The 26,681-nt window shown below is 50.8% G+C and carries 26 protein-coding genes; 12 read left to right on the top strand and 14 right to left on the bottom strand.

Annotated features, from left to right (window positions below):
• Window positions 1–6: 6 nt before the first annotated feature.
• From BN3003_RS06270 to BN3003_RS06250, 6 genes are all read left to right on the top strand, one after another.
• Window positions 7–783: a sulfite exporter TauE/SafE family protein gene (locus BN3003_RS06270; protein WP_058355803.1), complete on the top strand. Its 777-nt coding sequence runs from the start codon at window positions 7–9 to the stop codon at window positions 781–783.
• Window positions 784–928: 145 nt separating this feature from the next.
• Complete coding sequence (locus BN3003_RS06265) at window positions 929–1,921, top strand: M28 family peptidase (RefSeq protein ID WP_058355802.1); 993 nt, start codon at window positions 929–931, stop codon at window positions 1,919–1,921.
• Between the two features lie 122 nt (window positions 1,922–2,043).
• Window positions 2,044–2,904: an alpha/beta hydrolase family protein gene (locus BN3003_RS06260; RefSeq protein WP_082625574.1), complete on the top strand. Its 861-nt coding sequence runs from the start codon at window positions 2,044–2,046 to the stop codon at window positions 2,902–2,904.
• A gap of 356 nt (window positions 2,905–3,260) precedes the next feature.
• Window positions 3,261–4,694 (top strand): cardiolipin synthase, encoded by a 1,434-nt coding sequence (gene cls, locus BN3003_RS06255; protein WP_058355801.1) that lies wholly within the window; start codon window positions 3,261–3,263, stop codon window positions 4,692–4,694.
• Window positions 4,695–4,819: 125 nt separating this feature from the next.
• Window positions 4,820–5,128 carry a LysR family transcriptional regulator gene (locus tag BN3003_RS18380; protein ID WP_082625573.1) on the top strand — a complete coding sequence of 103 codons (309 nt, stop codon included), beginning with the start codon at window positions 4,820–4,822 and terminating at the stop codon, window positions 5,126–5,128.
• The gene (locus tag BN3003_RS06250) at window positions 5,035–5,709 is read left to right on the top strand and encodes a substrate binding domain-containing protein (protein WP_082625572.1); all 675 of its coding nucleotides are present in this window, start codon (window positions 5,035–5,037) and stop codon (window positions 5,707–5,709) included. Before BN3003_RS18380 ends, BN3003_RS06250 begins: the two co-directional genes overlap by 94 nt.
• On the opposite strand, the gene BN3003_RS06245 is transcribed toward BN3003_RS06250, so the two are convergent.
• On the bottom strand, window positions 5,695–6,378 hold the full coding sequence (locus BN3003_RS06245; protein ID WP_058355800.1) for a LysE family translocator: 684 nt from the start codon (window positions 6,376–6,378) through the stop codon (window positions 5,695–5,697). The genes BN3003_RS06250 and BN3003_RS06245 overlap by 15 nt on opposite strands.
• Window positions 6,379–6,562: 184 nt before the next feature.
• On the opposite strand from BN3003_RS06245, the gene BN3003_RS06240 reads away from it, so the two are divergent.
• Complete coding sequence (locus BN3003_RS06240) at window positions 6,563–7,723, top strand: MFS transporter (RefSeq protein ID WP_058355799.1); 1,161 nt, start codon at window positions 6,563–6,565, stop codon at window positions 7,721–7,723.
• A gap of 153 nt (window positions 7,724–7,876) precedes the next feature.
• The gene (locus tag BN3003_RS06235) at window positions 7,877–8,518 is read left to right on the top strand and encodes a hypothetical protein (RefSeq protein ID WP_147645366.1); all 642 of its coding nucleotides are present in this window, start codon (window positions 7,877–7,879) and stop codon (window positions 8,516–8,518) included.
• A gap of 85 nt (window positions 8,519–8,603) precedes the next feature.
• Here the strand turns inward: BN3003_RS06235 and BN3003_RS06230 are convergent, their stop codons facing one another.
• The 5 genes from BN3003_RS06230 to BN3003_RS06210 all read right to left on the bottom strand — a co-directional run bounded on the left by BN3003_RS06230 (window position 8,604) and on the right by BN3003_RS06210 (window position 13,592).
• Entirely contained in the window at window positions 8,604–9,509 is a 906-nt protein-coding gene (locus BN3003_RS06230; RefSeq protein WP_058355797.1) for a hypothetical protein, read from the bottom strand.
• A gap of 195 nt (window positions 9,510–9,704) precedes the next feature.
• On the bottom strand, window positions 9,705–10,079 hold the full coding sequence (locus BN3003_RS06225; protein ID WP_058355796.1) for a GNAT family N-acetyltransferase: 375 nt from the start codon (window positions 10,077–10,079) through the stop codon (window positions 9,705–9,707).
• Between the two features lie 189 nt (window positions 10,080–10,268).
• A complete protein-coding gene (gene kdsA / locus BN3003_RS06220; RefSeq protein ID WP_058355795.1) occupies window positions 10,269–11,132 on the bottom strand; it encodes a 3-deoxy-8-phosphooctulonate synthase in 864 nt (287 codons plus the stop codon).
• Between the two features lie 80 nt (window positions 11,133–11,212).
• Window positions 11,213–12,859, bottom strand: coding sequence for a CTP synthase (locus BN3003_RS06215; RefSeq protein WP_058355794.1), 1,647 nt, complete (start codon window positions 12,857–12,859; stop codon window positions 11,213–11,215).
• Window positions 12,860–12,932: 73 nt separating this feature from the next.
• Window positions 12,933–13,592, bottom strand: coding sequence for a type II CAAX endopeptidase family protein (locus BN3003_RS06210; protein WP_058355793.1), 660 nt, complete (start codon window positions 13,590–13,592; stop codon window positions 12,933–12,935).
• A 439-nt stretch (window positions 13,593–14,031) separates the two neighbouring features.
• Between BN3003_RS06210 and BN3003_RS06205 the strand changes: the two genes are divergently transcribed.
• The 3 genes from BN3003_RS06205 to rpmG all read left to right on the top strand — a co-directional run bounded on the left by BN3003_RS06205 (window position 14,032) and on the right by rpmG (window position 15,657).
• Window positions 14,032–14,943 (top strand): DMT family transporter, encoded by a 912-nt coding sequence (locus tag BN3003_RS06205; protein WP_058355792.1) that lies wholly within the window; start codon window positions 14,032–14,034, stop codon window positions 14,941–14,943.
• A gap of 309 nt (window positions 14,944–15,252) precedes the next feature.
• Entirely contained in the window at window positions 15,253–15,486 is a 234-nt protein-coding gene (rpmB, locus tag BN3003_RS06200) for a 50S ribosomal protein L28 (RefSeq protein WP_019958066.1), read from the top strand.
• 15 nt (window positions 15,487–15,501) lie between these two features.
• Window positions 15,502–15,657 (top strand): 50S ribosomal protein L33, encoded by a 156-nt coding sequence (gene rpmG, locus BN3003_RS06195; RefSeq protein ID WP_002642891.1) that lies wholly within the window; start codon window positions 15,502–15,504, stop codon window positions 15,655–15,657.
• A gap of 99 nt (window positions 15,658–15,756) precedes the next feature.
• Here the strand turns inward: rpmG and BN3003_RS06190 are convergent, their stop codons facing one another.
• From BN3003_RS06190 to BN3003_RS06180, 3 genes are all read right to left on the bottom strand, one after another.
• Window positions 15,757–16,011, bottom strand: a complete 255-nt coding sequence (locus BN3003_RS06190; RefSeq protein ID WP_058355791.1) for a GlsB/YeaQ/YmgE family stress response membrane protein — start codon at window positions 16,009–16,011, stop codon at window positions 15,757–15,759.
• A 176-nt stretch (window positions 16,012–16,187) separates the two neighbouring features.
• The gene (gene alr, locus BN3003_RS06185; RefSeq protein WP_058355790.1) at window positions 16,188–17,246 is read right to left on the bottom strand and encodes an alanine racemase; all 1,059 of its coding nucleotides are present in this window, start codon (window positions 17,244–17,246) and stop codon (window positions 16,188–16,190) included.
• An 84-nt stretch (window positions 17,247–17,330) separates the two neighbouring features.
• Window positions 17,331–18,620 (bottom strand): D-amino acid dehydrogenase, encoded by a 1,290-nt coding sequence (locus tag BN3003_RS06180; protein ID WP_058355789.1) that lies wholly within the window; start codon window positions 18,618–18,620, stop codon window positions 17,331–17,333.
• Window positions 18,621–18,790: 170 nt separating this feature from the next.
• On the opposite strand from BN3003_RS06180, the gene BN3003_RS06175 reads away from it, so the two are divergent.
• Window positions 18,791–19,261: a winged helix-turn-helix transcriptional regulator gene (locus BN3003_RS06175; RefSeq protein ID WP_187119854.1), complete on the top strand. Its 471-nt coding sequence runs from the start codon at window positions 18,791–18,793 to the stop codon at window positions 19,259–19,261.
• A gap of 930 nt (window positions 19,262–20,191) precedes the next feature.
• Here BN3003_RS06175 and tldD read toward each other — a convergent pair.
• The 5 genes from tldD to BN3003_RS06150 all read right to left on the bottom strand — a co-directional run bounded on the left by tldD (window position 20,192) and on the right by BN3003_RS06150 (window position 26,569).
• A complete protein-coding gene (gene tldD, locus BN3003_RS06170) occupies window positions 20,192–21,643 on the bottom strand; it encodes a metalloprotease TldD (RefSeq protein WP_058355787.1) in 1,452 nt (483 codons plus the stop codon).
• A 668-nt stretch (window positions 21,644–22,311) separates the two neighbouring features.
• The gene (locus BN3003_RS06165; RefSeq protein ID WP_058355786.1) at window positions 22,312–23,049 is read right to left on the bottom strand and encodes a hypothetical protein; all 738 of its coding nucleotides are present in this window, start codon (window positions 23,047–23,049) and stop codon (window positions 22,312–22,314) included.
• Window positions 23,037–24,962 carry a biotin--[acetyl-CoA-carboxylase] ligase gene (locus BN3003_RS06160; RefSeq protein WP_058355785.1) on the bottom strand — a complete coding sequence of 642 codons (1,926 nt, stop codon included), beginning with the start codon at window positions 24,960–24,962 and terminating at the stop codon, window positions 23,037–23,039. Before BN3003_RS06160 ends, BN3003_RS06165 begins: the two co-directional genes overlap by 13 nt.
• Window positions 24,959–25,456 carry a D-glycero-beta-D-manno-heptose 1-phosphate adenylyltransferase gene (gene rfaE2, locus BN3003_RS06155; protein WP_058355784.1) on the bottom strand — a complete coding sequence of 166 codons (498 nt, stop codon included), beginning with the start codon at window positions 25,454–25,456 and terminating at the stop codon, window positions 24,959–24,961. Before rfaE2 ends, BN3003_RS06160 begins: the two co-directional genes overlap by 4 nt.
• A 42-nt stretch (window positions 25,457–25,498) precedes the next feature.
• A complete protein-coding gene (locus BN3003_RS06150) occupies window positions 25,499–26,569 on the bottom strand; it encodes a metallophosphoesterase (RefSeq protein ID WP_058355783.1) in 1,071 nt (356 codons plus the stop codon).
• Window positions 26,570–26,681 lie beyond the last annotated feature (112 nt).

Here is a 26,681-nt window from a genome sequence, read left to right as displayed (position 1 = left end):
TTTCGCATGAGTGATTTGATGTTGATGTGTGTGCTCGCGTTTTTGGCGGGCATGATGAACGCGGCGGTGGGTGGCGGCGGCTTGTTGCAAATTCCGTCTTTGTTCAGCCTGATGCCGGCGCACACGCCCATTGCCACGGTGATGGGCACGAATAAATTTGCTTCGGTCTGCGGCACTTTAACCTCGGGTTGGCAATACGTGCGCAAAATCCCCGTGCCGTGGAAAATGCTGTTACCGGCCGCCGTTTTGGCGGCATTGACCTCGTTTGGCGGCTCAATGTTGGTCACCCACATACCAGTGCAATGGTTTAAACCGTTTATCTTGTTGGTGTTGGTGGTCATGGCTGTGTACACGTTTTGCAAAAAAGACTTTGGCCAAAGCCAGCGCACCAGCGCTTTGAGCAAAAACGAGTTGTATGTGGGCTTGGCTTGTGGCGCCTTAATCGGTTTTTACGATGGCGTGATTGGCCCAGGTACCGGCAGCTTCCTCACCTTTATGTTCATCCGCTTGTTTGCGTTTGATTTTCTCACCGCCGTAGCCTCATCGAAAATCATCAACATCACCACCAATTTGGCGGCCTTGAGTTTCTTTGTGCCGCATGGCTACATCTTATGGGCATGGGCCATTCCCTTGGCGGCAGCGAATTTGTGCGGCGGTTTTGCTGGCACGCGCATCGCCTTAAAAGGCGGTACACGCTTCTTGCGCTATGGCTTTATGGTGTTGCTGGTGATATTGATTGGCAAATTTGCTTGGGACTTACTGCCCTTATTGCAAGCGGCCTGAACGCTGTTAAACACCCCTATTTACCTTCTGTATGTGGTAAAAAGTGCGACTTGAAGTCGCATTTTTTGTTGCCATGGTTTTTATCATGGTCAAAACTGGCGCATCACCCCTAGGCTGCCAAGCATCTCTTTTTCAGGCAACTCCCATGCGCAGACGCTGCTCTTATTTATGGTTGGCCTTGGGTTTAAGCAGCCTTCATCCCGTCTGTGCCGCCACAGACGATGCCACTGCTGCCGTGCCCGTTAGCACCGATGCAAGCCATCCTAACCAGACAGCGGCCCATGCTGATGTTCTGTCCGAACACATCCACTATTTAAGCTCGCTGTCGCGCCACCACCAACATCCACAAGGCTTGGACCAAGCCGCGGCTTACATCAAAACGCAGATAGAGCAATACGGCCTGCCCTGTGCCTACCAAAACTACGAAGTCGCGGGACAAACTTACCGCAACGTGGTGTGCAGCCTCAGCGCAGCTCAAGCCGACAACACCGATACCGTCATCGTCGGCGCGCATTACGACAGCTATGCCGATTTGCCCGGCGCCGATGACAATGCCTCGGGCACGGCCGGTCTCATAGAATTGGCGCGGCTGCTCAAGCAACAGCAAGCTCAGCTGCCACAAAACATTGAATTGGTCGCTTACACCTTGGAAGAACCGCCGTATTTTCGTTCCGAACACATGGGCAGTGCCGTGCATGCTCAGTCTTTAAGCAAGCGGCCTATAAACGTCAAAGCAGTGGTGATTTTGGAAATGATAGGCTATTACCGCACCGAGGCGGTGCAAGACTATCCGCTGAACATCATGCGCGCGGTCTATCCCAAACACGGCAATTTCATCGCCGCGGTGGGCAATTGGCAATCGAGAAAACTCACGCAGCAATATTGCCGGCACATGCGCGCCTTACAGCAATTGCCGTGCGAACGCTTGACCGCGCCCAGCAGCTTGACCGGCGTCGATTTTTCCGACCATTTGAATTATTGGGCGCACAAAATACCCGCCATCATGCTCACTGACACCTCGTTTTACCGCAATAAAAACTACCACACGGCAGGCGACACCTTAGACACTTTGGACACGCACAAAGCAGCGGCAGTAATCGATGGTGTGGCAACTTGGTTACAACACGGCACAGACTGATACTACACGCACATGCGGCCTGTAAGAGGCAGGACTGGAGCAATTCATCGCATCGTTTGTGCATGAACACAATCCAGCTATGTTAGAGTTCTTTTCCAGCGCACATCGCAAACGAGGACAACATGGTGCAACAAACAGTGCAATTCGCCAGCGGCAATGGCCAGCCACTTGCTGGCATCTTGTTTCATGCCGACAACATCGCCCACAATACTGCCGTGCTCATCTGTGGCGGCACCGGTTTCTTGCAAAAATACTACGCGCCGTTGGCCACATGGCTGGCCGACAAAGGCTATACCGTGCTCACCTTCGATTACCAAGGCATAGGCGCCTCGCGCCACACGCCCTTAAAACAATGCCATGCGCGCTTGCAAGACTGGGGCACGGACGACATTCCGGCAGCGGTGGACTTTCTGCTTGGCTATACGGGTTTAAGCCAAGTGGTGTTGGTCGGTCACAGTGCCGGTGGACAAATGTTGGGGGTAATGCACAACCATGCCAAGGTCGCCAAAGTCGTGGCCATTGCCGGTTCAACTGGGCATGTGGTCAATATGCGGCCTGAATTTGCGCGCCAAGCCAAGTTCATGTTTAACGTGTACATGCCCATCAACAACCTGCTGTTTGGCTATACCAAACTCAAGCGCATCAAATGGGGCGAAGACTTGCCGCGCCATGTGGCCCGCCAATGGGCACAGTGGTGTACGGCAGGTCATTACGTCAAAACCGCCATAGACCGCGGCGACATCGCCGTCGATTACCATGCCGACATCACCCAGCCCATTACCGTCATCCATGCCGACGATGACGACATTGCCAACGATGCCAATGTGGCGGAATTCCTAAGCCTGTACCCACATGCGCAGAAAAATGTCTATACCCTCAACCCCAAAGAACAAGGCTTTAACAGCATAGGCCACAACCTCATCTTCCGCCCCAGCCACCAAGCGCTGTGGGATTTGGTGTTGCGCGAAATTCAATTGCTGTAAACATAAGCGGCCTGTAAACCGCTATGAGCGTACGCATCGTTCTGTGCTAACTGATTGAACGAGCACCGTCCTTGCCTAGCAAACGATTGTGGACAATGGAACGACGACACTGGCAGACTGCGCACCGATTAAATTCAGCCCAATCCACAACAGCGCACACAATTTGCTTGGCATAGGCTTGGGCTTAGCGTGGGTATCTGCTCCATATCGCTGTTTGTGTGTTTACAGGCCGCTGTGATTGGGCGGTATGATGTCAAACATGCGCACAGAGACTTTATATAACAAGCACTTGTTATTACCACTTGGTTGCCTATCGCCCTAGTAAACGCCCTCTCTCCACTTAATAAGGACACACCATGTCGGCACACACTGTTTGGCTCAGCCTGTTATTTCTGCTGCATTTGCTGGTCATCGCGCGCGTGTTGTTGCTGGAAACGCGCAATCCGTATTCGCGCGCGGCGTGGGTGATGTTATTGCTGTTATTGCCGGGCGTGGGGGTGGTCTTGTATGTGTTTTTTGGCGAGCCATGGGTGGCCAAAAACACGCGCAGCGAGGCACGGCATGATTTTCAGCAATTGCAGCAAGAGCTCGACCCCACAGCTTCGGCCTTAAACACCATTCCCGCGCGCTACCAAAATGCGTTCAGGACTTGCAGCAGCATCAATGGTTTCCCCGTGCTCGCTGGCAACCAAGCCAGCCTCACTGCCGACTCCAATGCCAGCATAGATGCGATGGTCAGCGACTTTGCCGCCGCTAAGTCCAGCATCCACATCTCGTTTTACATCTGGCTTACCGACCACAATGGCAGCAAAATCGTCAATGCCGTCGCCGAGGCAGCGCGGCGCGGCGTGACCTGCCGCATCGTTGTCGACGCCATAGGTTCACGCACCTTAATCGCCTCGCCACAATGGCAAACCATGCAGCAAGCCGGCGTCAAACTGGCGGTATCAATGCGGCACAAATTCGGTGGTAATCCGCTGCATTCCAGCCGCATTGATTTGCGCAATCACCGCAAAATCGTCATCGTCGACGACAGCATCACTTATTGCGGCAGCCAAAACTGCGCCGACCCGGAATTTTTGGTCAAGGCCAAATTCGCGCCGTGGGTAGACATCATGCTGCGCTTTACCGGCCCGGTGGCCACGCAAAACCAAATGCTGTTTGCCGATGATTGGATGGTGGAAAGCGGTGAAAACCTGCCCTTACATCCTATTAGCCCCAACACTGCGGGCGATGACGGCAGTTTTCCTGCGGTGGTGTTTGGTACGGGGCCGATGTCGGTACAAGGCGGCATGTCCTCGGCGTTCAGCAGCGTCATTGCCTGTGCCCAAACCGAATTGGTGATCTCCACACCGTATTTCGTGCCCGACCATCCCTTACAGGCCGCTTTGATTGCCTGCAGCCGCCGCGGCGTGGCCGTGACTTTAATCGTGCCGGCGCGCAACGACTCGTGGTTTGTCGGCACCATGAGCCGCGCCTATTACGCGCCGCTCATCGCCGCCGGCGTTAACATCCAAGAATTTCACGGCGGTTTGTTGCATGCCAAAACCATGGTCATCGATGGCGAAGTGGCTTTAATCGGTTCGGCCAATATGGACAGACGCAGTTTGGAATTGAATTTTGAGAACAACATCTTGCTGTATGCGCCACCCACCGCCGCCCTTATCCGCGCACGCCAAGACAGTTACTTGGCCAAAGCCACTGCCGTCAGCGCGTTGGATTTACAGCGCCGTCCCAAATGGCGCATCATCTTGCAAAACTTCCTCACCATCTTTGAGCCAATTTTTTAGTCACGCAGTCTATAAGCGGCCTGTAAATCGTTTACAGGCCGCTTATAACAACTTCTCAATGCTATGATGGCGCACTGTATCCATCCTACTCGCGCAGCAATACCTCTTCAGAAATACTTTACTTAATGATAGACGACGTCCGCTACTTACTGGTGTTTGCCAAAATCGTGGCCACCGGCTCCATTTCCGCCGCTGCCGAAGCCTTGCACTTGAGCGCGGCCACGGTCAGCTCGCATTTGCACAAATTGGAGCGCAGCGTCGGCACCGCCTTGCTCTACCGCAACACGCGCAAGCTCAGCCTCACGCCCGATGGCGCCAAGCTGTATGCCACCGCGCAAACATGGCGCAGTTGTATGCCGATGAGGTGTTGTCGTTCAAACATGGGCAACAGCAACACAGCCAACAACTGCGCATCGGCCTACCCAGTGTGTTGATACACCATGCCGATTTCAATCGCTGTTTGGCCGCCTTCATCCACGCCCACCCACATGCCCATCTCGACTTGTGTTACAGCGATGCGCGCAGCGACTTATTGGGTGAGGGTTTGGATGTGGTGTTGCGCATTGGTGAATTGCCCGACAGCAGCTTCAAGGCCAAACATGTGTTCAGCTTGGAACGGGTATTGATTGCGCAAACGCAATGGCTGCAGCAACAAACCGCGCCGAGCACACCGCAAGATTTGGCGGCTTACGCGTGGTTAGGCTTGCAAATGTTGCCGCAACAGCGCGCGTTTCAGCATGTGCACAGCCACGACAGCGTGACGGTCAGCTACAGCGCAGCGGTCACGGCTGACAATGTCGCCGCGGTCTACCAATTGGCGCGCGCTGGTGTCGGTCTGTACACGCCACCGCGCTTTATGTGTGCGGCAGACTTACAGGCCGGGGTGGTGTCTGAGGTATTGCCGCTGTGGCGTTTGCGCGCAATAAAAGTGTATGCCTTGTGGCCTAATAATGTCGCCGCTGGCAGTTTGGCACAGCGTTTTGTTCACAGCTTACAAGACTTACAGGCCGCTTAAACCAGCCAATTGTTGCCACAGCATCACCGCTGCCGTCAGCCACATCATCGCCGCCATCATCACATTGAACACACGCATGCGCCGCGGCAGTTGCAAATACGCCGCCAATTGCTGCCCTGCCCAAGCCCACAGCGCCAAAGAGGCGTAACACACGACAAAATAAATCGCCACAAACGTGGTCAAGGCATGCGCGACTGGCGCTGAGGCAAACATGGCTGTGCCTGCCGCACAGGCGATCCATGCCTTGGGATTCAAACATTGCAATAACACGCCATGCCAAAACCCCGGCGCGGCTGGCAAGGCTGGCGCTGTATCTGCCGCATCTGTATCCGTCATATTTGCTTCTACTGCATTTGCATCTGCCGAATCAACCTGCAATGGTGCCGTGGGCGCACGCCACAGACACCACCCCACCCACAACATAAAAACCGCGCCCAAGATGCCCAATACGTGTAACACCAACGGATATTGCTGCAATAACCCGTTCAAACCCATGCCCACCAAGGCCAGCAATGCGGTAAAGCCTAGGGTCGCGCCCGACACCAAAGCCCAAGTGCGGGCAAAACCTTGTTGCGCTGCTGTGGCAATGATGAGCATGTTTACCGGCCCTGGTGAAATCGACATGCTCAAGGCAAAGCCGAACATCGCCAACCAAATACTGTGCTGCATGGTGTTTCCTGTAGAGTGTGGACATGCCGACACTGTAATGCCTTATTCCATCGCAATACAGCCACTTTGGTCTAAAACAGTTTTCAGTATTTTGACACCGCCATGTCAAACACAGCGGCCTGTAAACACTGGTCTTGTGTCATATCGCTTATAATGGCTGTATCTTGTTTGGAAACCCACTCACATGCCTTATACCGTCTGGGGCTTGGCCTTGGCTCAAGCTTTGCTCACCACTGGCAATATTTTGCTGGTGGCCGTGTCCGCCTTAATTGGCAAACAATTGGCCAGCCATCCGGCTTTGGTCACCGCTCCTGTGGCCTCGCAATTCTTGGGCTTGATTTTGGCAACGCTGCCGGCCGCGTTTTTAATGCAAAAATTGGGGCGCAAAAAAGTATTCATCATCGGTAATGTGTTTGGCATCATCGGCGCCGCCGTGGCGATACAAGCCTTGCTCATCAGCAGTTTGCTGTTGTTCACCCTCGGCATTTTCCTCACCGGCATCGCCATCGGCATCGCGCAGCAATACCGTTTTGCCGCTTTGGACGAGTGCGCCAAAGACGTGCACCCGAAAGCCATCAGCGTGGTGATGAGCGGTGGCGTGTTGGCGGCGTTCATAGGCCCGAATTTGGCGATTTGGTCGCAGCAATGGTTTGCGCAAAACGTGTATGTGGGTGCGTTTGTCGGTTTGGCCGGCCTGTATGTGTTGGCCTTAATCCTCATCATCGTCTTGCCACTCAAATCCAACACCGTGAACGCGGCTGCGGCGCAAACCGATGTCCGCAGCTATGGCGCGCTGTTCCAACAACCTTTATTGGTAGCGGCGACGGTGTCAGGCGCAATCGGTTATGGGGTAATGGTGTTTTTGATGACGGCCACGCCGCTGGCGATGCACCACCACGATTACGCCTTTCCCGACATTGCGGTGGTGATTCAATGGCATGTGCTCGGCATGTTTGTGCCGTCGTTTTTTACCGGCCATTTGATCAAGCGCCATGGCTTAAAGCCCATCATCTTGCTCGGCTGCGCCTTGCTCATCATCAGCGCCATCATCAATTTGTTTGGCCAAAGCTATTACCATTTCTTTACTGCGTTATTACTGCTCGGTGTGGGCTGGAATTTCACTTTTATCGGCGCGACCCAATTGGTCAGCCTCGCCTATCGCCCACAGGAAAAAGGCAAGGTACAAGGCATGAACGACTTTTTGGTGTTCAGCACCGCGGCAGTGGCGAGTTTGTTTGCCGGCCAAACGGTGGAAACCATAGGCTGGATGTGGGTTAACCTCATCAGTTTGCCCTTGGTCGCCATGGCGATGCTGCTCATTGCCAAATCGCGCACGCAAGCGTAAGCCAGCGGCCTGTAAGCACATCACCCGTTTACAGGCCGCATTAGAGCGGTGCATATGTGGCTTTCCTGCCACCCTTAAAGCATTTACTTGAGTTTATGCACCATCCTGATTACCATGATTACAACCTTACGCCTTTACCTTTCAGAGCCCATCATGCATTCCGTTTTTCTTGCAACTTCTTTGCGGTACCACCGCTTGTCTGGCCTGATGTTGGCGAGTTTGCTGCTCTTATTGGCCTGCACCGAACAACCGCCTGCCGCCGTCAGCGCCAGCACGCCTGCGGCCAGTCAAAGCCAAGAAGCGGCCCTGCCTGCGACCGCATCGCCCATCGTCAGACCGTCCAAGCGCCAATTAAGCCCAGCGCAATTGCAGATGGCACAGACCGTGGTCGATGCGATGAAAACCAAGCATTATGACGAATTTGAAAGCCACATCGACCCCAGCTTCGCCGCCGAGCTCAAAGACAATCCGCAATTGATGGCAGAAATGGCCAGTTTCGTGCCGCAAGAAGCCAGCATCAAACCACCGAAATTGTTTGCGCTGGAAGACGTGTATTACGAAGGCTATGGCCACATGTTGATGGCGACGTTTGATTACCCATATGCGCAGCAAAACATGTTGTTCTTAATCGCCTTCGATGCCGCCGAAGGCAGTACCGACATCAAAAGCTTGGCCGTGAACACCTTCCCCGGCTCCGGCGATTACATCAATATCGACGAAGCTGACCCCAGTGCTGTGGAAACAGAAACAGAAATAGATACCGCCTCGGCCAGCGAGGATGAGCCCAAAGAATAGTGGCAAGACTTGCACCTGCCATCAATAAAAGCGGCCTGTAAACCCTTGCGAGAGTTTACAGGCCGCTTGATTACCCTATTTGTTTTCAATACTCGGTGTCAAAATACACATCGCCATCGAGTTCACACTGCAAAGACGCCAATAAGTCCAATTCTGCCGCACTGAAATCCAAACGGTAGTGTCGCGGCACAAACCCTGTCAGCCACACTTGATAAGAGGCCTGTGTCGCTTGTTGCCATGTTTGCAAGGCCTCGCGATGTCGGTACAAGTCTTGCCACAGCAAGCGCCAAACAGCAGTGACATCGGTATCGGTTTGGCGTCGCCCTATTTCTACATACAATGTGTTCTGAAAAATGCTGACATCGTGCACAGGCAAAGGCAGCTTCGCCACCCGCTCATCGGCATGACTCACCGCCTCCACCCCATCCACTTCAATGCGCAAGGCACACACATGGCTGTGTATCTGACTGAGTTGAGACGCATACGCGGTTTCCAGCAGTCTGTCATCGCTGTAAGGAAAATCGTGACCATCATCAAAACAATGGCCGCTGACTTGCACTCCCGCACCCAAGCCGCGCAATGCCTGTAGGCACGGCCCTGCCAAATAAAAATCCGCATCTTGAAAATTCCAACCATGGATGACGATGTGCAATATGATGTTGAATTCTGGCGCCCGCAACTCGGCCTGTAAGTGTTGTTGCAACAACTGTAGCCAAATGTGCAAAGCATCGTCTTCACTGTGGATGTGGCGACCAAAATTGAACATTAAATAGTCTTGTGAGGCATGCGGCCCACTGTCGCCGTGTACCGCGGCTCCTGCGGTACGCGTTTCAAACAGGTGTTGAAAGCCCTTGTGCTGTTGCAAGATGGGATGCTCAGCGATGGCCTGTTCCAACTGGGCGCAAGTCGCTGGGCTCAGCCATGAATTGGCTACACCAGTGCCGGTTACCGTTAAATACGCATAGTCGTAACTGAGTTGATTAAAAGACATCGCACCCCTCCGATAGCCATAATAAAGCGGCCTGTAAATCACTTGCAAGTCGCTTGTATCTTACTGAATTATTTACCCTATTGCAGCAAATCGTTTTCCAATAGTTTTTGACTTTTCACCACTGCACTCAGTTGTTTCATCGAGCTGAGCAAGGCTTTCATGTATTCCATATACTCCCACCCAGCCATATGCCCATCAAAAGATGGACTGATTATCTGCAGAGGCTGATAAGCAGCATTCAAACACATACATGTCCACCAATTGCTGCCCCTGTTCCACAATCGGCTGTGGATAATGCTCAATGAAAAAACGCTCACGAATGCCCACTCTTACAAAACCATGGCGCTGATAAAACCGCTGTTGTGCCACACCGACATCGGCAGTGCCCACCAACATGCTGTCGTGGCTGTGTTGGTACTGGCGCTTTAAGAACGACACCATCAAACTGCCCACGCCTTGTCCTTGATACGCTTCTGCCACCGCCAAATTTTTCAACTCAACTTGCTGTGAGTCGATGGGTTGCACACAAGCCACGGCCACCACTTGTTGTGCATCAGTGGCCACATACACGCACAGTCGTGCACATAAGCCTCAATGGCAGCCTCGGTCTCATCGGCCAATAACAACAAATCCCAGGGCAAGGTGTGTGGTGGCGTCAGCAACTGGATGTTGATGCGTGTGTGTAACGGAATTTCCATGTGTCTTTCCCATATCAAAGCGGCCTGTAAATGATTTACAGGCCGCTTTGATTCTATTGCATCATTTACCGTATTGCAGCAAATCGTTTTCCAATAGTTTTTGGCTTTTCACCACTGCATCGAGTTGTTTCATCGAGCTGAGCAAGGCTTTCATGTATTCCATCGGTACTGCGTTCGGGCCATCTGATTTGGCTTCGCATGGGTTCGGATGGGTTTCCATAAACACACCGGCCACACCCGCCGCAATCGCAGCGCGCGCGAGCACTGGGACAAACTCACGGCGACCGCCAGAAGCATTGCCCAAACCACCGGGCATTTGCACCGAATGGGTAGCATCGAATACCACTGGACAATCGGTATCGCGCATGATCATCAGGCTGCGCATGTCGGATACCAAATTGTGGTAACCGAAGCTGGCGCCGCGTTCGCACACCATAAAGTCAGCTGGCAAGCCTTTTTCGGCTGCGGCAGCGCGGGCTTTGTCGATGACGTTGCCCATGTCTTCGGGCGCCATAAACTGGCCTTTTTTGATGTTCACCGGTTTGCCTGATTGGGCCACGGCGCGAATAAAGTCGGTTTGGCGCGCCAAGAAGGCGGGCGTTTGCAACACACCCCCCGCCGCCGCCACTTCAGGCACTTCGGCTTCGGTGTGCACATCGGTCAACACCGGCACGCCGATTTGGCGCTTCACTTCGTCCAAAATGCGCAAGCCTTCGGCCATGCCCAAACCACGGAATGAGGTACCGCTGGAGCGGTTGGCTTTGTCAAAACTGGATTTGTAAATGAACGGGATTCCCAACTCGGTGGTGACTTCTTTCAAGTAACCGGCGGTATCCAGCGCCATTTGTTCGCTTTCTATCACGCATGGGCCGGCAATCAAGAAGAAGGGTTGGTCCAAACCCACATCAAAACCACATAATTTCATGTCTTTTTCCTTTCAGGCATCCTGAAAAACAAACTGCCAACAGCGTGTAACCATTGGCAGTGAGTGTAACAGCTTATGTCTTATTTATCACCGTTGGCGACTTTGCTTTTCAATGCTGCTTTCACAAACGCGGTAAAGAGCGGATGGCCTTTGCGTGGCGTTGAGGTGAACTCAGGATGGAATTGCGAAGCGAAGAACCATGGGTGTTCGGTTTGTGGCAATTCGATGGTTTCCACCAAATGCTCGTGACCGCTGGAATAACCAGCGATGACCAAACCTGCCTCTTCCAATTTCGGAATGTATTGGCCGTTCACTTCATAGCGGTGACGGTGGCGTTCTTTGATTTCGGTGGCGCCGTAAATGCGTGCCGCCAACGAGCCTTCGTTCAATTCGCACGTTTGTGCGCCCAAACGCATGGTGCCGCCCAAGTCGGTGTTTTCATCGCGTTTTTCGATTTGACCGTCTTCGTTCACCCACTCTTCTACCAAAGCCACCACTGGGAATTTGGTTTTCAAGTCAAACTCGGTTGAGTTCGCGCCTTCCATGCCCGCTTCGTGACGTGCGTATTCAATCAAGGCGATTTGCATGCCCAAGCATATGCCCAAGTACGGCACTTTGTTGGTACGCGCGTATTCCACCGCTTTGATTTTGCCTTCGACACCGCGCACACCGAAACCACCGGGAACCAATACCGCGTCCATGGTTTTCAAGGCATCGGTGCCTTCTTTGTCGATTTGCTCACTGTCAAAATAGGTGATTTGCACATCGGTTTCGGTATGGATACCGGCGTGTTTCAAGGCTTCAGACAAGGATTTGTAAGACTCGGTCAAGTCCACATATTTGCCGACCATACCGATTTTCACAGTGTGTTTCGGATTGTCGATGGCGTGAACAATTTTTTTCCATTGGGTCAAATCGGCTTCGGCCACATTCAATTGCAATTGTTCACAAATGATTTTGTCTATGCCTTGGTTGTGCAGCAATTGTGGGATTTTGTAAATGCTGTTTTCATCAGGACAACTGATGACGGCACGTTCTTCCACGTTACAGAACAAGGCAATTTTGCGTTTTTCATCTTCTGGCAACATGTGTTCCATGCGGCACACCAAGATGTCAGGTTGCAAACCAATCGAGCGCATTTCTTTGACCGAATGCTGTGTTGGTTTGGTTTTGATTTCGCCTGCTGTAGCGATGTAAGGCACGTAAGACAAGTGCACAAACAAGGTATTGGCGCGGCCCAATTGGCTGCGCATTTGGCGGATGGATTCCAAGAATGGCAAAGACTCAATATCACCTACCGTACCACCGATTTCCACGATGGCCACTTGGTTGTCGGCCGCACCCACATGCACTTTGCGTTTGATTTCGTCGGTGATGTGTGGAATCACTTGCACAGTGCCACCCAAATAATCACCGCGACGCTCTTTCGCCAACACTTCTTCGTACACTTGACCGGTGGTGAAGTTGTTAGACTTGTGCATGGTGGAGTTGATGAAACGCTCGTAATGGCCCAAGTCCAAGTCGGTTTCGGCACCGTCTTCGGTTACAAACACTTCGCCGTGTTGGAACGGGCTCATCGTGCCTGGGTCTACGTTAATGTAAGGGTCTAGTTTGAGCATGGTGACTTTTAAGCCACGTGCTTCGAGAATGGCAGCGATGGAAGCTGCGGCAATGCCTTTACCTAAAGAAGAAACGACACCGCCCGTAACAAAGATAAACTTGGTCATGACAGAATACACTGAATGGAATTACAAATTATAGCATGACTGACATCGGACTTAAACCCAGATTGACGAATTGTTACCCTAGCCAACCTTGCATGCTCGCCAAAGCCAATAAGTTGTTTGCCATGTGCAAAACCACGCACTGCCACAGCTGTTTGCTGCGCACAAACACCCATGAAAACGCCGCTCCCAAACCGCCATACATCAACCAACTGATAGCATCTTCCGGCAGGTGTATGGCCGCAAACAACAGCGTACTCACCGCCGCGCCCCACCACAAATGCTTGGCAAACAATTGTCCTATCAACGCGCCGCGAAAAATGATTTCCTCGCAAATCGGCGCCACGATGCAGATGAAAATAAACATCAACCACAATGGAAACATCTGCATCAATTCCATGATGGCTTTGTCATTGTCGGTGTATTCCGGTTTGAACTGACTAAAGGCCGCGACCCAAACCTGCATCAGCACAAACACCAACACCAATTTCAAACCGTCTTTGAGACTGAATTTGGTGGTCGCTTTGGGGAAGAAGTTTAAAAAATGCGCCCAATACAGCAAAGCCACCGTGGCGATGATCATGCCCAACAACGGCGCCAAATCGCGGAACCACACAAACACCTCGCCCACATGTTTGCTGGCAATCAGCAAAGACACGCCCATCACAATGGATGGCACAAAATACAGCAACAACATGCCAACGACGATGGCAGTATTGATAAACACTTTTTTCATGTTGAGGTTCCCATGTCCGCAAAAAACGGCAGATAATTGAATTGACACATGAGCACATGGCCAGAGTGTCTGTACCAAGGCAAGAATACGGACAAGTGCAGCAATACTCAAGCCAAGTCACACCACCAGCACCCATACAAGCGGCCTGTAAATATCACCATCGGCTCACCAATAGCTGCTTTAACCATCACTCAGCCACTCACACCACAAACACGCCACAGCCGCTTTAAACAAACCCACACCAAAGCACTGCTATCCAAACTATAAGCCGCTGTTTTTACTGAACGTAAAAACGACATGACGACACTTTGTGCTCAATTTGAGATGAATCAAAGCTCAGTCTAAAATTAAGCCCAAACCAAGCAACACAAACCCCAATGCCCTCGCTACAATGGTGACACACCTCACCTTAAAAAACACTGATCAAAGTTGACCTCCCATGTTTCGCACTCAAACCCGCGCCGAATTGATGCTGTCCCTCGCCACCTTAGGTTGGGGTATGAATTACCCCTTGATGAAAATGGCCTTGCAACACGAATTGGGCATTTGGACTTTGGCCGTGCGCTTCAGTCTCAGTTTCCTCATCATGTTGCCACTGCTGTGGATGCAGCGCCAACACCTGTCTTGGGGCAGTGCCAAAATCGGCATGTTATTGGGCTTGATTCTGTTGCCGTCGGTGGAATTGATGAATTTGGGGCTGCATTACACCAGCTCAGCCAATGCCGGCTTTATTTTTGCCTTGTGCATTATTTGGGTGCCAATTTTGAATGCGTATTTGAACAAGACCCGCATCAGCCCACAAATCAAATTCAGCATGACTTTGGGCTTGATAGGTTTGGCCATCATCGCCAATTTGCACCAATTGAAATTCAATTACGGTGACTTTTTGATTTTGCTGTGCTCTTTCTTATACGCCGCCTATATTTTGGTGTTAGACCGCTATGGCAAGACTTATTCAGGCATCGTGATGACGGTGATGCAGCTTATGGTATTGGGCATAGGCTGTACCATCGTCTATGCCATCGCCAAACCGCCTGTGCACAACATCAATTGGTCATGGCAATTGGTGGCCATCATTTTGGCATCGAGCTTGGTCTCTTCCACGTTTGCCACTTGGATACAAACGCGTTACCAAGCCGATACCACGCCCGACCGCGCCGCCTTGATTTTCAATCTGGAGCCAGTATTTGCCACCATTTTTGCCACTTGGTGGCTGCATGAAGCCGTGGGTTTGAACATCATTGTTGGTGGCAGTTTTATTTTAGCCGCCATCATCGTGCCGACCTTGGCCAAGCGCTGGTTCGACAACCGACTGCGAAGCACCGACCCAAAACAATGCAATCACAAATAAAACCAGTGACTAAGCGCCGCCCATTTGGCGGCGTTTTTTGCACAGCCACACGCGATAGCCCAGCCAGATTTGGCAATATTTGCTATCATGGCAGCGAAATATGGCGTGAATTTTACCCAAATTAAGTATTTGAAATCGCATCAATATGATTTTGATTGACAGCGAAATCGCCAATTTCACCCCAATACACGGGGCGAATTACAACGACTTGTTAATTAAATGGGTAAAATCCACAAATGAACTTGAATTATCAGCCGTTTTCGTGATATAAATCTCGTTTTTACTAATTCGGTAATTTGGAGTCTAACCATGGCACGAGTATGTGTAGTGACCGGTAAACGCCCTATGACGGGCAACAACGTGTCACATGCCAACAACAAAACCAAACGCCGCTTTTTACCTAACTTGCAATCACGTCGTTTTTGGGTTGAAAGCGAAAACCGTTGGGTACGCATCCGCGTTTCTAACGCTGCTTTGCGCACTATTGATAAATTAGGCATTGACGCTGTATTGGCTGATTTGCGTGCACGCGGCGAAGCGTAATAAGGAACAAGCGAAATGCGCGATAAAATCAAATTAGAATCATCTGCTGGTACTGGTCACTTCTACACCACTACCAAAAACAAACGTACTATGCCTGGCAAAATGGAAATCAAAAAATTTGATCCCGTTGCTCGCAAACACGTTATCTACAAAGAAACCAAATTGAAATAATTCGATTTGCTTCTCATAAAAATGCCTTCTTTATGAAGGCTTTTTTATTGCTTAAAAAAGCGGCCTGTAAATATTTACAGGCCGCTTTTATGGCTTAAATTACTTCTTGCCCATTTTGATGCCGCGGATTTTGTAATACACAATCAACAACACAACGGCAACGATGGTAGACACCACCCAACCAGCCGCTTGACCGGGTTGATACCAACCAGCAGCTTGGCCTATCCAGCCACCGACAAACGAACCTGCAATGCCCAATAAGATGGTCCAAATCCAGCCGATATTGTCATCGCCCGGGTGCAGAGCACGCGCCAACAAACCCACGATAAAGCCTACGATGATGGTTCCTATCATGCCATTCTCCTCGTCAATTCACAAAACACGAGCCAACAGATTCACGCCCGCTCTTTTAGTTCCCACATCCAATCATTTAATGCCATGCAAATACACTTAAGCATAAAAGACTTTATGCGCGTCAGGCAATAAAAAAGCGGCCTGTAAATGTTTACAGGCCGCTTTTAAGACACAAATCAATCTTGGTAAACAAAGCGCGCACGCTTCACATTGCACAAGATTTCATAGCTGATGGTGCCTGCCACTGCCGCCACAGCGTTGGCGCTGACGTTTTCACCCCACAATTCCACATCACTGCCTATGCCTTGGGCGGCATCGTTCAATTCCACCATGGTCATGTCCATAGAAACGCGGCCTATGATGCGTGAAGGTTTGCCATCTATGCTGACAGGACTGTCATTAGAGGCCAAACGCGGGTAACCATCAGCATAACCAACGGCAATCAAACCAATGCGGGTTGGCTTTTCGGTTTTAAAGATGGAACCATAACCAATGACTTCGCCTGCTGCCAATTCACGCACACCAAACACCTTGGTTTTGAAGGTCATCACCGGTTTTAAGTTGGCATCGGCTTCCGGCATTGGTGACAAACCATACAAAGCCAAACCAGCACGGCCCCAATCACGGTGCGCGGCTGGAAAATCCAAAATACCGGCTGAATTAGACATAGACGCTTCGCCCTCGCAACCTTCGCAACCGGCATCGAATGCGGCAATTTGCATTTCCGTCATGCCCACAGATGGCTCATCGGCACGGGCAAAGTGGGTCATTTTCACGATTTTCGCCACTTGTGGTGCGGCCTGTAAACGGTGGAAAGCATCCGCATAGTCTTGTGGGAAGAAACCGGCGCGGTGCATGCCACTGTCCATTTTCAACCAGACAGTTAACGGTTTTTGAATATTACAAGCCAACAAGCCTTGCAATTGCGCTTCGTTTTGCACCACAGGCCACAAATCATGTTGCTCAATCAACGCGTATTCGTCATTTTCAAACACACCTTCCAACAAGACGATGGGCAAAGTCACACCGGCTTCGCGCAAGGTCAAAGCCTCTTCAATACACGCCACGGCAAAACCATCGGCCAAATCAGCCAAAGCGTGCGCACACTGTACTGAACCGTGTCCATAGGCATTGGCCTTGATCACCGCCAAGGTTTTGTTGCCGTGTTTGCTTTTTAAATATTGAAAATTGTGGCGCAAATTGGCCAAATTAATGTGTGCTTCTAATGGACGCATGGGTATCACCTTTGATTCATAATAATTCAGGCCGTCTTTGTACGCTTCAAGACGACCTGATACAAGCATGAACTGCTCTAAGTATTACAATTGAATGGGCTTGGCCAGAACTTTGCCGCCTTTGGCATAACGCTGCATGGACAAGTCATGCGCATCAATTTCAGGACGCTTACCAGTGAGCAAATCCGACATGACTTTGCCCGAACCCAAACTCATGGTCCAACCCAAAGTACCGTGACCACAGTTAAAGGCCAAATTGCGGTAAGTGGAGCCACCAATAATCGGCGTACTGTCTGGCGTCACTGGGCGCAGACCTGACCAGAACGAAGCGCGCGATACATCACCGCCATCTGGGAACAAGTCGGTTACTGACAATTCTAGGGTTTCGCGGCGTTTGTCATTCAATTTCACGTAATAACCAGACAATTCCGCCATACCGCCGACACGAATGCGGTCGTCAAAACGGGTAATGGCAATTTTGTAAGTCTCATCCATGACCGTAGACACCGGTGCCGCTTCTTTATCGGTAATCGGAATGGTCAATGAATAGCCTTTGACTGGGTAAATCGGCAAATCAATGCCCAAGTTCAAGAACAAGTCACGGCTGTAAGTGCCCAAACAGCACACATAATAGTCACCAGTAAATGCCGTACCGTTGGCCCATACCGCTTTCACTTCTTGGCCATCGTTTTCAACACGGTCGATGCGGTGGTCGTAGAAGAATTCCACACCCGCGTCTTTACACATTTGTGCCAAGCGGTTGGTAAACATATAGCAATCGCCGGTTTCATCTTCAGGCAAGCGCAAACCACCGGTTAATTTGTGTTGCACCCGCGCCAATGCAGGCTCTGCTGCCGCACAGCCTTCAGGCGTGAGTTTTTCAAATGGAATGCCACATTCGGCCAACACCTTCATGTCGTTTTCCACCACTTCCAATTGGTGCTCGGTACGGAAGACTTGCAACGTACCTTGCTGACGGCCTTCGTATTCAATGCCCGTCGCGGCGCGCAAGGCGGCAAATTGTTCACGGCTGTAATCGGCAATGCGCAACATGCGCTCTTTGTTGATTTCGTAAACTTTTTCGCCACAGTTTTGCAACATCATCATCATCCATTTCAACTGGTATAATGAGGCATCAGGACGCATCAACAAAGGAGAGTGTTCTTTGAACATCCACTTCAAGGCTTTTTGTGGGATACCCGGCGCAGCCCAAGGCGTGGAATAACCGAAAGAGATTTGACCTGCATTGGCAAAACTGGTGTCGCAAGCCGCATGACCATGGCGCTCTATCACTTGTACTTGGTGGCCTTCCTGACTTAAATACCATGCCGTCGTTACACCAATCACACCGGCGCCTAAAATCACAATTTTCATAACCATTCCTCTGTATAGACTGTGCCGCAATGTTGCAAAGCAACAATTTCGCAGCTTATTTATATAGTTTATCGGATAATGTCTGGTGATTTTCACTAAAAAAATGTGATTTATACTGTTTTTCTTCTTTTTTTTAACTTTTAAAATTTGAATTCACCATGAGCACAGACTTGCCCTCACTCGATAAAATCGACATGAAAATCATCCAACTGTTGCAGCAGAATGCGCGCATGAGCGTGGCCGAGCTGGCCGACAAAGTTGGCCTCTCCGCCACACCCATCAAAGAGCGCATGCGCCGCTTGCAAGACCAAGGTGTCATCACTGGTTACCATGCCAAAATCAACCCACATTTGGTGGGGCAAGGGCTGTTGGTATTTGTGGAAATCAAATTGAAAGACAAATCGGCCAGTTTGTTTGCCGAATTCAAGCGCGATGTGTTGCGCATCGCTCCTATTATGGAATGCCATTTGGTTTCGGGTGAATACGATTACCTGATTAAAGTGCGCATGACCGACATCGCCGCCTACCGTCAAATGCTGGGCGACATCTTATTGCAATTGCCGGCCATTTTAGAAAGCCGCTCGTACATTGTGATGGAAGAAGTCAAAGAAACCCATTTGTTGCCTATGGGCAATATTTGAGTACAGCTCTAGTAACTTACTGACAAATAGGCAAAAAAATGCGCACATTCAATCAAAATGTGCGCCAAGTCTACAAAGGAGAAATAGAGGAGAAACTGTTGAACCAGCTATGCACTGATTCAACAGTCGCTATTATCCTGTCCGCTCAAATGAAAGTCAACTTTCAAAAAGTAAATTTTTGATAGTATTTGATAAAAATCATATCAATTTTAATGAAGTTTTTTCATTTCCGAATCACATCATTGATTTATAAGACTATTTTTTTAATTCACTGCTGTTCAAAAGATTTGATTTGTGTTGTTTTTAAATATTAATGAACATACATTCACAATAAAGACTTGTGTTAATTGTTGCAAAGCAAAAAAAATGCGCACATTTGTTTAAATGTGCGCCAAGTCTACAAAGGAGAAATAGAAGAGAAACTATTAAGTAGGTCATTGCAACCACTCAATGACGTCATTATGAACACTTATGAAAAAACTGTCAAACATTATTTTCACTTTATTTGTTTAAATATATGTAAAGCGAACATAAAAGCAACAATACGGCCACAAATATTCAAAATTGTTCGATTAAATACAAAAATCAACAAACACACCCACAATTGTGGGTATTTGTTTCCAACACGAACATTCAAACCAATAAGTGTGCCAATTAGACGCCGCACATACCGAAAAACAACGTTTCATCAAGCAATCGGCGACACACTTAAGTACAAATGAATATTAGGATACAAAGTCAGAATACAAGTGCCCACAAGCATTCAACTGCAAATAAACTGTTCAGTTGCTGCAAACGCACATAAAGATATGCCACACCAAGCCAGACACACGTTGTGGCGCAAATAACAACATTCATCCACTAACCATACAAAAGCGGCCTGTAACGAGTTACAGGCCGCTTCTCATGTCTCTATATAAAGAATGATGCTTAAGCTTGCGAACCGCCGATGATCAAACCTTCGTCTATGCGCAAAGTAGGCTGACCCACACCCACAGGTACGCTCTGCCCTTCTTTGCCACACACGCCCACGCCACTGTCCAAAGCCATGTCATTGCCTATCATGGAGATGTGTTGCATCACATCGGGGCCGTTGCCGATGATGGTGGCACCTTTAACCGGATATTGCAGCTTGCCGTTTTCCACCCACCACGCTTCCGAAGCGGAAAACACGAATTTGCCGCTGGTGATGTCGACTTGCCCGCCACCAAAGTTCACCGCATATATGCCTTTGTCTACCGACGCCAAGATTTCTTCAGGGTCGTGGCTGCCATTGGCCATAAAGGTATTGGTCATGCGCGGCATCACGGTGGACGCATAGCTTTCGCGACGGCCATTGCCAGTCACTGCCATGCCCATCAAGCGCGCATTGGTTTCATCTTGCAAGTAATTGCGCAAAATACCGTCTTCAATCAACACCGTCGCACCGGTGGCATTACCCTCGTCATCCAAACTCAAAGAGCCGCGGCGTTTTTCAATATTGCCTTGGTCGATAACGGTCACGCCTTTGGCTGCCACTTGCTGACCGATTTTATTTGAAAATGCACTGGTTTCTTTGCGATTGAAATCGCCTTCCAAACCATGGCCTACCGCCTCGTGTAGCAACACGCCAGGCCAACCATTGCCCAGCACCACTTTCATGGCACCAGCAGGCGCTGGACGGGCTTCTAAATTCACCAAAGCTTGATCAACCGCTTTGTCCACATAGTGTTGCACCATGGCGGCATCAAAATAGGCGAAATCAAAACGACCACCGCCGCCGCTAGAGCCTTGCTCACGGCGACCGTTTTGTTCAACGATGACCGTCACCGACAAGCGCACCAAGGGGCGCACATCGGCAGCATGGCGGCCATCCAAGCGCGCAATATAAATGATGTCGTGTTCACATGCCAAAGTCGCCATCACTTGTACTACCCGCGGGTCTTTGGCGCGCGCCAAAGCCTCGACTTGCTCGAGCAAAGCCACTTTCTGAGTCGCATCCAAAGACAACATCGGATTGACCATAGGGTATTGCACCGCCACTTGGGTAGGCACTTGAGCGCCGCGCATGGCATTGCTTTGACCTTGTCTGGCAATGGCGCGCACTGTCGATGCCGCTTGCTTTAAGCTGTCTGGCAAGATGGAATCGGCATAAGCAAACGCGGTTTTGTCGCCGACGATGGCACGAATGCCAAAGCCTTCGTCTATGTTAAAGCTGCCGCTTTTGACGATGCCTTCTTCCAATTGCCAACTCTCAAACGCCGAGTGTTGACAATAAATGTCGGCAAAATCCACTTGATGCTGCCCAACGTCTGCCAAGATGTGGTCTAAAACCGTTGCAGAAATGCCATTGCGTGCCAATAAATGCTGGCTGGCATGTTGAAAAACGTCTGATGTGCTCATTATCAAAACCAAAGCCTATAAATATGTGCGCTATTGTAGCGGATTTCATTCGCTGCCGACGCAAGCGGCGCACAATAAACTTTATGCGCGTCATTATTGTTCACTATCTGCCCGTTGGCTGTGCTGATTATCTTGATAGCCTTGCCAAGTGTTTGTTGATGTCCAACTGATTTACAGGCCGCTTAATCAGGGATTGTTGCGATACAGATCAGCAGTACCATCAAATGTACTTCTAGCCATCAATGGACAAACTGCTGCATGGAATGAGAATATGCATTTGCTGTGCAGCATCTGTTTGGAGCAAGCCGCTTTGTGGGTTTGCCCATCTGTACCAAACACTGCCCATATTTCTTGTCCAACAACATACCCATCCCTCAGCTAGCGACAGACAACAAACAGATATATTCACATTCAAATAAATATCCGCACATCGCCAATCATCATGCTCAGCAACACACCGCACAGCCTGCAGCCATACATCTGGCTCAAAATTCAACATGGTGGTCATACTGATTACAGCCTTACAGCGATTGCAATACCACCACAAACAAGCTGGATGCACCTTTTACCATAAGCCTTAACCTGCATAACGAGCTGTGTGCAACAGGCAAAAAATCGGCCGCTGTATCTGCTTTAGATACAGCGGCCTGTAAACATCATATTAGCGATTATTGGGCGCAAGCGCTGCGTTGCAAGCGTCCGTAGCGACCCAAAACCTCGTTGATTTTTTGGGCATCTTGGTTGGTGATGTTGCGGAAAGACACCGTGTATTGGGCGCTGGTCAACGCGGTTTGCGCCGAACCGCGTTCAGACACAATCACACCGCCCACACCGGCTGCCACCGCACGTTCGCGCACAGAGTTGGCCTTACCTGCATCGGGATAGACCCCCAAACTGATACTGCCGCCTTGCGGACTGGCGCTGATGCCGGCACTGCGCAATTGTTGTAAGGCTTCGTCGCTGCTACCGGCCACCAACACTTGGTATTGCACGCCTTGTGCTTTGCCACTGTGTTTGTTTTCTACCACATTGCGCGTGGCCGCATTGTTCCAGCCATTAATGAAATTCTTCAAACGGTGGTAAGCGTCTTCTGGCAAGGTGATTTGCGCGCTGCAATTGGGTGCATTTTTGGGCAGTGCAGTGGTATCAATCACATTGTTACCACCACCTCCGCCACTCGATTGACGGCTGGCAACAGGTGCCACGATGCGTGAACCTGAAGTCGTACCCGCACTTGGGGCTGGAACCGGATTGCCATTGGCATCGGTGCCGCCGCTTATGGGTACAGCCACCACCGCTGGGTTTTGCTTGGGACGATTGCCATTCATTTTTTGCGTCACCACATTGGCGAACACAATCAGATTTAAAACCACTAAAACCGCAAACAACCACTTCAATAATTGCATGTGTGCTCTACCCAGTTTTGCAAGCCAAATAACACCAAATTATCCACAATTTTCACTTGGCTGTCTAAAATTAAAGCTTGTGGCAGATGTTGCTCGATTTTCGAGGCCCCACCGCCGGTTAAGATGATGTCGACTGTTTGTCCTTGTTGGCGTTCTTTCAAGCGTTGGTACATCAAAATCACCGCACCACTGGCAGCATCGTGCATGCCGCTGGCCAAGGCATTGGGCGTGGACGTGGCGAACGGATACGCCTTGCCTATCGGTTGGTTCAAGTTGGCGGTTTTCGCTGCCATCGCTTCTTTCATCAAATTGAAGCCCGGCATGATACTGCCACCCAAATAATGGTTGTCATGCGTGATGGCGTCCACGGTAATCGCTGTGCCACACGACACCACCACACAGGAGTTCTGACTGTACATGCGGCTGCCCAAGACATTGAACCAACGGTCGGAGCCATGCTGCTGCACTTTATAATAATGGTTGGTCACACCCAATGCATGGCGCATAGACGGCAGCCAACGCACGCCGCGCGCGGCCGCTTCTTCCACCAAGGCCATTTTTTTGGCACCACACACGGCGCAACCAATAATCGGCAACTCAGGCGCATGTTTGGTCATGAAGTCGGCAAAGGCTTGCAAATTGGCATACGGCGCACGGCCACCAAAATGCAATTGACGCTCGCCATCAACCCAAGCCCATTTCAATTGGCTGTTGCCGCCATCCAATAAAATATAGCGCACACTTTGGTTTGTGGCAGGTTTGTGAGTGCCAGTGTGAGTATTCGCATAGTCGCTATTGGTACGGGTTTGCGCTGATACCGGTGCAACAGGTGTTTGTTGTTCGGCTAATGTGTCTGCACCTGCATTATTTGCAGATATCGGGTCTGACTTTGCTGACTCTGGTGCAATAGCAGACTCAGACCCAGCTTGTGGCACATCTGGCGCTTGTTCAGGCCGCATGCTGATTTCGCCATTCAAATACACCTGCTCTTGCCCTGCCTCATCCAACACCCGCAAACCACCGAGCTCGTTCACGCCCACCACTTGACCGTGGCCGATGATGGCACCGCGTTCAAACAAATTCACGTTTTGATCCAAGTCGCGCATTTGCGCGGTATAAGCGGCCTGAAACGCGCCAAAACCTTGCGCCAAAAACAGCTGCAAGGCTTGATCCAGTTGCGGTAACAATTGTTGCAAAAAACTGGCCGAGCTGAAATCAGCGGTTTGGGCATTGCAAGCGGTGGCGATGTCGCGCAACTGCTCTTGGCGTGGCTGCATCACGTTCACACCGATGCCGATGACCACATGCCAACGCTCGCCGCGCTGTTTGCTCTCGACCAAGATGCCGCACAATTTGCGTGCACCGACAACGATGTCGTTCGGCCATTTCAATTGCGCATGCACTTGTTGTTCGGCCAATACTTGCTGCACCACCAAGCCCACAATCAAAGGCAAGGCCGCCAAACCGGCTTGACCATGCTCAATTTGATAGGCCAAGCTGAACATCAGTGTTTGCCCGACCACGTTTTGCCACGGACGCTGCAAACGGCCACGGCCTTGGCTTTGTTCCAAGGCACACACCGCTTGTTTGTGTATCTCTGCGCCCTCTTGCCAGCGCTGCCACAACACATCGTTGGTCGATGTGGTTTCGGGCAAGACTTGCAATTGAAAACCGGTATTGTCACTGATGAAGGCGGCCTGTAACGGCGACACCACCGCCATTGCCTGCTTTAATTGCCACCAACCATCGTGTTGGCGCAATTGCTTTTGGATGTCGACCGGCAGTTGTTTCCAATGTCCATATAAGGCATAGGCATCACAGCCCAATAATTGCGCCAAATCGCGCACATGTTGGCGCTTGCCATCGGCGAGCGCGCCCCACAGCGTCCATGCATTCGTTGCCAACAATTTCACGCTTGCGCCTCACGAATTTTGGCCAAGGTCTGAGTCGTCGACGTTGGGTGGTCAAACGCAATCGACACCACTTTGCCGCCACGCGCTTGCGTTTCTTTGGCGCCAACGATGTTTTCTACTGCCCAATCGCCACCTTTGACCAATACTTGCGGCTGCACCAATTCAATCAAATTCGCCGGTGTGTCTTCATCAAACCACGTCACCACATCCACGCTTTGCAAAGCGGCAATCACCGCCAAGCGATTTTCCAAACAGTTAATCGGTCTGTCATCGCCCTTGCCTTGGCGCTTGACCGAGGCATCGGTATTCAAGGCCAATACCAAGCTGCCACCCAAAGCCCGTGCTTGCGCCAAATACGTCACATGGCCGCGGTGCAAGATGTCGAAACAGCCGTTGGTAAACACCACTGGTTGCGGCAACTTGGCAATGCGCGCAGGCAAATCGGCTGGGGCACAGATTTTGTGCTCAAAATCGGGGATGGGAAAATGCTGCATGGGTATCTCTTTCTGTCGGTTTAAGCGGCCTGTAACGCGGTTTCAGGCCGCTTCAAATGCGGTACTGGCGTATTGTGCACCATTATCCATCACAATGGTACGCTCAGGCCAACGCAAAGCCGCCAGATGGAATTTGGATTGCGCTGGGGCAATGTTTTGCTGGCGGTCGCGCCAACGGGCGCCCACTGAAAAATCAATGCAAAACACATTGTTTTTGGCACCAAACCACGCACTGCCGTCTTCCGGCATCAAGCCCGCATGGCGGTGTTTGGCTTCGCTGTGGCTTTTCCACAAGCGCCAATAATGCCCCATCACCACCGGCACATCGTCGTGATACTGTTCCCACCACGCGGCGCGGCCAGTAAAACGCCAACGCGCACCTGCATAAAACGGCGTGCTCACGGGTTCTTCGCTGCCAGAAACCAAGGCACGCACCGGATTTTGGCGCCAACGGTTGAGTTCAAATTCGGTATGGCCAGCCAACATCGGCGGATTCAAATCGGCATTGCCTAGCAGCGCATCGTATTGTTTGAATTCTTGTTGGTATTGCGGATACCACGGTTTGTCGTGTACCAAATCATGCACGTGTTTGTCGAAATAATTGTACCACTGCGCAATATCACGCTCGGGATCGAGAGCATGTATCGTGTTGATGGCCTCGGGCAACCACGCCGCATGCACCAAGCGCAAATCATCGCGTTGCAATACCAACGGCCAAGTTTGCAAATCGTGCAAGACTTCGCTTCTGTCATCGGCATCCAAACGCTGATACGGCAGGTATTGCGTGTCTTGCGGAATGCGGCTGTCAAAAAACCATGCCGAACCGTCTTTGGGGTCGCCGGCCAAGATGTTCACTTCATGATTGCCCAAGACGCTGAGCACACCATGTTGTTCACGCGCGCGCAAGACCCACGCCAATGCCGCCGGCGAATCGGGGCCGCGGTCGACGATGTCGCCAATAAAAACCAAACGCCGCCCTTGCGGGTGTTCGCCGCGTTCGTCATAACCCAAATGCTGTAATAATTGCTGCAACACCGCCCATTCACCGTGCACATCGCCGACGATGTCGAGTGCACCACTGGGAAGGTTTTGAATGAAATGATTGTGCTTCATGGTATTCCGTATCGTGTTTACAGGCCGCATGAGCCTGTCTTATTTGAATTCCATACTAGCACGATTCTGCAATGCAAAAAAAAGAACCGCATAAGTGTCCTTATGCGGCCTC

This window comes from Vitreoscilla massiliensis (genome assembly GCF_001457815.1).
Taxonomy (GTDB): Bacteria; Pseudomonadota; Gammaproteobacteria; order Burkholderiales; family Neisseriaceae; genus Vitreoscilla; species Vitreoscilla massiliensis.
Note: the sequence above shows the minus strand (reverse complement) of the source record. Positions and strands in the feature narration are given on the sequence as shown.